The organism is Pseudoalteromonas amylolytica (genome assembly GCF_001854605.1).
Classification (GTDB): domain Bacteria; phylum Pseudomonadota; class Gammaproteobacteria; order Enterobacterales; family Alteromonadaceae; genus Pseudoalteromonas; species Pseudoalteromonas amylolytica.
Genome location: NZ_MKJU01000001.1, coordinates 1 through 6,241, shown reverse-complemented (window position 1 = coordinate 6,241; position 6,241 = coordinate 1). Strand labels below are relative to the sequence as shown.

The 6,241-nt window shown below is 34.8% G+C and carries 3 protein-coding genes; 1 reads left to right on the top strand and 2 read right to left on the bottom strand.

Annotated elements, in window-relative coordinates; all coding sequences use genetic code 11:
• Positions 1 to 22 precede the first annotated feature (22 nt).
• Positions 23 to 1,696, top strand: coding sequence for a carbamoyltransferase C-terminal domain-containing protein (locus BET10_RS00015; RefSeq protein WP_070982775.1), 1,674 nt, complete (start codon positions 23 to 25; stop codon positions 1,694 to 1,696).
• Here BET10_RS00015 and BET10_RS00010 read toward each other — a convergent pair.
• Positions 1,686 to 5,039 (bottom strand): hypothetical protein, encoded by a 3,354-nt coding sequence (locus BET10_RS00010; RefSeq protein WP_070982774.1) that lies wholly within the window; start codon positions 5,037 to 5,039, stop codon positions 1,686 to 1,688. The genes BET10_RS00015 and BET10_RS00010 overlap by 11 nt on opposite strands.
• A gap of 22 nt (positions 5,040 to 5,061) precedes the next feature.
• Positions 5,062 to 6,216 (bottom strand): hypothetical protein, encoded by a 1,155-nt coding sequence (locus BET10_RS00005; RefSeq protein ID WP_070982773.1) that lies wholly within the window; start codon positions 6,214 to 6,216, stop codon positions 5,062 to 5,064.
• Positions 6,217 to 6,241: the final 25 nt, after the last annotated feature.

Genomic DNA, 6,241 nt, shown 5'->3' with positions numbered 1-6,241 from the left:
AAAGTAAGGATAACTAGGAATTATGAGTAAAATTGTTGTTGGTATTCATATAGGGCATGATAGAAGTACAGCAGTTGTAAAAGATGGTGTTTTATTAGGTCATTTAGCAGAAGAAAGGTTAGATAGAATAAAACACTCTCCCAGCGTTAAATTTCCAAAAAAATCTTTGTTCAGATTACTTGATTATCTCGACATTGAGCTTTCAGAGGTTTCACAATTCGTTATTTCATACGCTTTTGTCAATATTGATAAAGTAATAAATGGACTAGCAGAAGACTTCAAAAATGAGATGGGACTTCCTAATGCTACGGTTCTTGGAGTTTCTCACCACTTAGCTCACGCTTACTCTACGTTTTATACTAGTAACTTTACGGACGCTTTGATATTTGTAGCTGACGGTGCGGGAGATGTCCTAGACGGAAATAAACTAGAGGCTGAGTCAGCCTTTATTGGCACCGAAAAAGGGATAGAATTACTATGGCAAAGATCACAAGATATACCAAGTAGCTACTCAGATCGAAGAACCTTCTACCATCCTGACTATATAATCGAGAGTGACAAAACTAAACAAATAAGTTTAGCAAGAAAGTACGAGCAGCTAACATATGGCATTGGATTTGGGTGGGGGCAGAGCGGAAAAACTATGGGGTTATCGTCATTTGGCTCAAGCTTAGTCAATTTACCTATTAGGGTATCGAATCCCACCGATAGTATTGATTTGCAAGTTCAAGATCTCGTGTTTGAGCTAGATGACATGGCCAGAAATGAACAGCAAAGCTATAAAAGTTTTGTAATGGCTTATAAAAGTGATGTTGCAGCCACGGTGCAATTAGCTATAGAGTCAAGTGTTTTTAATTTGCTAGAAAAACTTTCTCGGAAAACTGACTCTCGTAATCTCTGTTTGGCAGGCGGACTATTTTTGAACTGTGTTCTCAACCATAAAATACTTAAAAGTAAGCTCTTCGAATCTATTCATATTTGTCCTGCATCAGGCGATGATGGGCAGTCCATAGGTGCCGCATTTTATGGCTTTTATATAGAGCGAAAAGGAGCAAAAATCGAGCAGAGTTTTACTCCTTATTTAGGCATTTCTTATCCGAATTTGTACATTGAGAGAACATTAAAAGAGTTTAATTATGAATATGTGAAATGTACTACAACTCTAGTTGCAAGCTTGTTAGAAGAAGGCTTTGTTGGTGGAATCTTTAGAGGCAGAAGTGAATCTGGCCCAAGAGCACTAGGACATAGGAGCATTATCGCGAGTCCAAGAAAGTTAAGTACAAGAGAGCACATAAACAGGTACGTAAAAAATAGAGAAGTGTTTAGACCTTTTGCGCCTATGGTTCTGGAAGAAGAGCAGTACGAATATTTTGATTTATTACAGTCATCTCCCTATATGCTGCTGTCAACTTCGGTCAAGTCAAAATATAAAGACAAGTTACAAGCCATTACACATGTGGATGGGACAGCAAGAATCCAATCTGTAAATAAAGATTCTGAACCGTTTATATTTGAGCTATTACATGATGTTAAAAAACTCAGCGGGTTCCCCATTATTCTTAATACATCCTTTAATGGTGCTGATGAGCCCCTTGTAGAAACCCCCAGAGATGCGCTAAACACTTTTGAAAGATGCAATCTAGACTTTCTCATCATAGAAGATTTTCTTATTTTGCCAAACAGATCTAACGAATAGAGAGAAGGTATCCTGTATTTGGTTCAATAAAAGGTGAAATTAAGGGTTTCTTTCTACCAATCAACTGGTATTTCCGAACACTTTCTAGAAGTTCTCTTAGCTCTTCATCTTTTCCATGTAGCCCTTTGTTGTAATATGACAGGTTTTTCAGAAAATTATACGTTCTACTATCGCTATAATTTAGATCATAGAATCTGACAATATTACTGATCACGGATAAGTTTGGGCTGAGGCTGTCCAACGCCCCTAAGAAGCATAGTCCTTGTTTCGCTAGATAAAAAAGCGCCGTAGAAAAGTGCTGTTCGACAGTCCCTATATTGCAATCAGGTTGATTTAGTTCAATGAGCGCTTTGAGGTTATGTAACTGCCAGTAAAAAAAACCATTGCCAAATTTTATCGATGTGTCTAAAGCTTTATTAACAAAATGTAATGCTAGCCTTCTATTTTCACGCTTATCTAAACCTAAGAGGGTATAGGCGACAGCAATGGCAAACTGGGAGCGTGTAATAGAAAAAGCATAGCCATTCAATATAGATTCTTTCAGTAAAGACTTCAGAGAAGCTATCGCTTCTAGGTATAAGTTTTCTTTCCCCTCATTATATATTAGTTGAGCAATTAAGAGGTTTAATTTCATATGACAAATATGCCTAGAGCTAGCATTCATAACCGACCACTCTGTAGCTTTTTTGGTTTCCTCCAAATATCGCTTAGGATCATCGAATAGATATTCTTTTGTTCTTGATGATATAACTAACGACTTAAGTTTAGGGTCTCCAACTTTCATCGCTACTCTCTTTGATAGTTCTGAATACTTTATAAAAAGCTCTTTATGATTAAATTGATGATAGACATTTTGCAATCGATCATAAAGATCAAACATTAGCTCTGTATCTTTTTCTATTTCTTCATGCAATTGTGATATTGCTGAAATTTCTAGCATTATCTTCTGAGCTGATGAAATATACCCCATATTTAATAATATATGAGCCTTAAGCTGCTCGACTTTTATAATGTAGTTACAAAACTCACTATTCTTATCTCTATTTTCTTTTAATAAGGCAAGGTTTTTTTCAGTAACACTTAAAGCAATTGATAGTGGTTTATTATGAAGCGCTAAGTATGTTTCAATAAGACATAGTTTCCTTGTTACATCAATATCTTTTCTCAGCTCTAGAGAAGTCATTATTAACGCATCAAAAAAATCGAAATAATATGACGGCAAATCTATAGAGCTGATATTTTCGATATTTTTCGCTTCTTCCCATATTTTATAAAAGAAACTAAATGATGCCTCGAAGTCTTGAGCTAGAAATTTTAAGAGTCCAATATCAAATTCTGAAAGTTTCAGGTAAACAGACTCTTCAGATAGAACTTTAACAGCAGCTTTATATGCGATATCCTTATCCTCTAAAGCTTCCTTAAAATATATTTGAAAGTTCTCATGGCTAAACTTTACTTTGCCGCCTTCATTTACTAAAAAACCTCGCCTCTCTAATTCACAGAGAGTTTCAAAACCTCCTACTTCGTTGAATAAAGCCAAAGCATCGCCTTCACTAATACTCATGCCAATAAATGACATAGCGGACAGAAGATGACAAATGTTTTTTTCTAAAAAATTTACAGCATTTTCGACTCGTAAATTTAGCAAAGATTTTATCTCATCAGGTAGAGAGCATCTTGAGGCAAAGAACTCTGCGTTTAATATACCTAATGTATTTCTATTTACTATTTCAACAATGTCTAAATCTAAAAGATACTGCATTGATTGAACAGCACCAAAAGGAGTGTTCCCACTTATCTTCATTATTGATCTCAAAGAAAATTCTGGTATATCGTTTACTGTATACCGGATAAAATGCTCACAATCTTTATCACTCCATGGGTATATCTTGTAGCTAGAGAAGTGACCTTCTTCTTTATCTTCTATTAATGATATTAATGAGTAATAGCTTTCATTGAAAAATGTATTGTCATCACGACCAGTAACTATCAATGTTAAATTAGTGTAATAACAAAAATCTGATTCAATATATTTCTTTATAAAGTCAATAAACTCTTTTGAAGCATGATGTACATCTTCAATTATTATAGCTAAATGTTCTTGTGACTCTTCACATAGTAACTTTAGTTTCTTCTCAAAATTTGAGATATTAAATGGCAATTCTTTCTTTATTTCCTTCGCTGATTTTTTACATATCCCCTTATATATATCACTTTCCTTTTTGGGTCTCAGTTCGAAAGACATGAAATTTACGTGAGAACCTTCTGACAAGCGCTCAACTTCTTTTAAAATTTTACTTTTTCCTACACCAGCTCCACCATATAAATGAACAAGTTTACTCTTTGAGCTACAATGTAATGAGCTTAATAGCTCATTTTTAACCTCTATATGCTTGACCCCAAATATAGGGGGGTCAAATGAAAAACTAGCATACTCATCAGAAATACCGACAAATTTCTCTAAGCCATCACTTTTAATCAATAGCCTAAACTCATCAAGTGCACTCAAACCTTTTTGAGTCAGCTTTAGTTTTTTTGCTATCACCGCTTTAGGTGAAAGGTGTACTTTAATGGAAGAATCTAAAACTACATCATCAGATGAACTAGACGATAGAATCCAGTTAATATCTGATTGTAAATTAATATCTATAACTCTCTTTCTGTCAGAGTAATTATGAAATTGAATATAAAGATAGATATCTTTTTTTTGTTCTTCCCTTTCATCAGTGTTAAAAAACACTAAATCCTCAGCTTGCCACTCTGTTAATAGACAATATGAGATGTTTAATTCATATTCAGGTAAATTTTCTTTTATTGAATTACTAAGAGGATGCTCTCTAACAATTAAACTTTTCGCTAGTGAAAATTTATCGACCAATTTGAATTGGCACTTCTTAGCGCTCAGATCTTTCTCAGCATGAAATACAGAGTTTGGACTCAAATAAGTGTTTGTTATAAGTAGTAAATAGTCAGGGTTAGAACCATCTGCATTTGATTGAGTAATGGAGCTACTGAAGTCATCTAAAGATAATGAACTTCGGTTTCTCTTCTTGATCTCTACATGAATTGTTCCAAATTTTTTATCCCTTGGTACCTGAAAATTGATGCCAAAAAGAACGAAAGATTCCGTAAAAATAATTACTGCATCTTTTCCCCTGTCTCCAGTTTTACTTGTCACTTTCATTCTTATAGGACCAAAAGGACCTATTTTTTCTTGAAGCTCTCTTTTGATGAAGTTGTTAATCTCTATCTCAAATTCAAGCCCAGAAACACCAGTTAAATCCCAATGGAAGCTATTTGGATTTGATTCTATATATTTTATTTTGCTAATTTTTGGGAGCATAGGTATTTAGTTGTTTTGATAATTATATATTTCTAAGTCTTTCTATAGTAGATTCAAGACTATCTTGGGCATATTTTCGTAGTGATGGATCATTTCTTAGTTTTGACGTATAGGCTATGCAACAGACTCTAGAAATCTCTTCTATTCTTTCATTTCTAAAGTTGGCAATATCATTATTTCGCTCAACAGAGTAGCCATTACTCGTTACTTCTAAATATGGCGGAAGGTCGCTATTAATATAAACTCCATTCATCCGGACTATTACACGGCCACTATGGAAATATCCACCACGTTTGTCTTTTCGATCTTGGATTTTACCAGTAAGATAAATAGCCAAATCTGTTACTGAAGCGCCTTTTGATAAACTTAATATGCTTACTCTATTAGCCAACTGTCGTTTGAATCGCCAAATACTTTCTTGGAACTCTTCGAGTTCGCTATTATTTTCATTTCTTACTCTAGCTCTCTCAGCAAACACTCTGTTACATCGGTTTAACTCGAAGGTTTTGGTTATATTGTCAACTTTAGCTTTAGACAACACACCACCTTTTGCACTAGGTGTTATGCCGTAGGAAACGAGTAACATAATATTTGCCAAGTTATCAGCCGTAAAATCACTCTCATATCTAGCCCCACCTCCAAATTCATGAAAGTTTAGCTCATGTATACCTTGAAACAGTTTATGGACAACGTTATGCCAGAAATTTTTCACTAGATAATTAGTTGCAGCTTGACTTAGTAATTTCTCACTGTTGCTTGTGAGTTCACAACCTGTAGTTACTCTTGGCATATGTAAAGATAGTAACGACCAATCATAAAAGACCTCAGTACAGTCAAAGGTAACATGTCTTCGGGATGGTGCTGAACGTTGTTGAAATTGAAATCGTCCATAGAATTCATGTTCGGCTCGCTCACTATCAGGAGCCTGATTAAGCTTTTCAGTAGCAGCTTGAAGCTTGCGAAAGGAAATTAGTAATGGATCAAGCCTTTTAGCCTTAAACTCATCACGAATTCCCTCGTCACTTAACTCAAGCCAACGATGTGAACATGTGTATTGTTTACCTGAGTTAAAAAAGATTGCTAACCTTCGAAGTGCGCTACGAAAGCATTCGTTATAAGCATTTAGAGAAATCAGTGGGCGTTGTGAATCCATAATCTTTTCACTAACAGAATTCATTATAATTCCTAGTTATCCTTACTTT

What these genes read in the sequence shown, in the direction of transcription:
- BET10_RS00005 (WP_070982773.1), bottom strand. Translation starts at nt 6,216, where the DNA reads ATGAATTCTGTTAGTGAAAAGATTATGGATTCACAACGCCCACTGATT.
- BET10_RS00015 (WP_070982775.1), top strand. Translation starts at nt 23, where the DNA reads ATGAGTAAAATTGTTGTTGGTATTCATATAGGGCATGATAGAAGTACA.
- BET10_RS00010 (WP_070982774.1), bottom strand. Translation starts at nt 5,039, where the DNA reads ATGCTCCCAAAAATTAGCAAAATAAAATATATAGAATCAAATCCAAAT.